The organism is Pantoea sp. CTOTU49201 (assembly GCF_032054795.1).
Taxonomy (GTDB): domain Bacteria; phylum Pseudomonadota; class Gammaproteobacteria; order Enterobacterales; family Enterobacteriaceae; genus Pantoea; species Pantoea symbiotica.
Map to the genome: position 1 here is coordinate 1,365 of NZ_DAMBSA010000515.1, position 1,419 is coordinate 2,783.

1 protein-coding gene and 1 pseudogene are annotated in these 1,419 nt (G+C 58.8%); both read left to right on the forward strand.

Translation table 11 applies throughout. The features are described from left to right. Nucleotides 1-69: 69 nt before the first annotated feature. Nucleotides 70-1,143 carry an ABC transporter substrate-binding protein gene (locus tag RTY00_RS23070; RefSeq protein WP_312666511.1) on the forward strand — a complete coding sequence of 358 codons (1,074 nt, stop codon included), beginning with the start codon at nt 70-72 and terminating at the stop codon, nt 1,141-1,143. 10 nt (nt 1,144-1,153) lie between these two features. Then, nucleotides 1,154-1,419 (forward strand): annotated as a pseudogene (locus RTY00_RS23075) (ABC transporter permease); the annotation flags it as partial.

Consider the following 1,419-nt stretch of genomic DNA (forward strand, 5'->3'; position numbering starts at 1 on the left):
GATTGTTATTTTGTCGCGCTTATTGCCTTTGCCATAGTGCCTGTGAACTTTATCTACAAGGAAGACAGGATGGCATTTCAACAATTCTCTCTGAGCCGCCGCGCGTTATTACGCGGGCTGGGTCTCTTTAGTGCCGGCGTGGCGGTGAACCCGTTGCTGAGCAGCAAGGTGTTCGCCGAAGATAAATCTCTCAAAACCATCAAGCTGGCCTGGGGACAAACCGCAGTATGTCAGTCACCGATTTCGGTGGCGCTGAAGCAAGGCTTCTTTAAAAAGTACGGTTTGAATGTCGAACCCGTGAACTTCAGCGGCCCAACCGATGCGCTGTTACAGGCGATTGCCACCGGCCAGGCCGATGGCGGCATTGGCATGGCGCTGCGCTGGCTGAAGCCGCTGGAGCAGGGTTTTGATGTTGACCTCACTGTCGGCACGCACGGCGGCTGCATGCGTCTACTCGCTCCGCAAAACAGCGGCATCCGCGATGTGAAAGATTTGGTGGGTAAATCGGTGGCGGTGAGCGATCAGGCCAGTCCGATTCGCAACTTCTTCGCCATTCAGCTGGCGAAACAGGGCATCGATCCTGATAAGCAGGTCAACTGGCTGCAATATCCACCCGACCTGTTCGGCGAAGCGCTGCGCAAAGGTGAAGTGCAGGCGCTGGCCACCGACGATCCGCAGGGCTGGCTGCTGAAGAAGCAGCACGATCTGGTGGAAGTCGATAACAACCTGAAAGGCGAATACGCCAGCCTCACTTGCTGCGTGCTGGGCCTGCGCGGCTCGCTGGTGCGTGACGATCCCGCCACCGCGCGCGCCATCACCCAGGCGATTGTCGATGCGCAGCAGTGGACCGCCGAACATCCGGACGAGACGGCGAAAATCTTCCAGCCATTTGTGCCGGGTTCCGTCGCGGTGGAGGACATTGCCGCGATGCTGAAAGAGCACACCCACAGCCATCACTCCACCGGCGTGCAGCTGCGCAAAGAGGTTGCGGTGTATATCGATGAGCTGAAGAAAATCAACGTGATCCGTCCGGATACCGATGCGCAACGCTTCGCCGAGCACTATGTGCCGGAGCTGCTGCCAGCAGAATCTGCTCATCAGCACGCCAGCAACATGGCGCACATGAGCAACATGTCCAGCTAAGGAGACGCGAATGGCAAGTGAAACCCTGACGATTGCCCGCAACCGTGACGTGCCGCGCCGCATCCAACCTGCGGTTTGGGGTGCGCTCCTGCTGTGGTGGGCGCTGGTAGCGCTGATGGTGGTGGTACCGGATAAGCCGCAGGGTTTTGCCGCCCCGCGCTTTGTGAATGAAACGCATGAGTTGTTCGCCGCCATCGCGCTTATTCTCAGCGGACTGGCGATTGCCTCAGGTCTGTTCCCACGATTGACGCTACTCGCTCCGCTCAAGCGCAGCGG

What these genes read in the sequence shown, in the direction of transcription:
- RTY00_RS23070 (WP_312666511.1), top strand. Translation starts at nt 70, where the DNA reads ATGGCATTTCAACAATTCTCTCTGAGCCGCCGCGCGTTATTACGCGGG.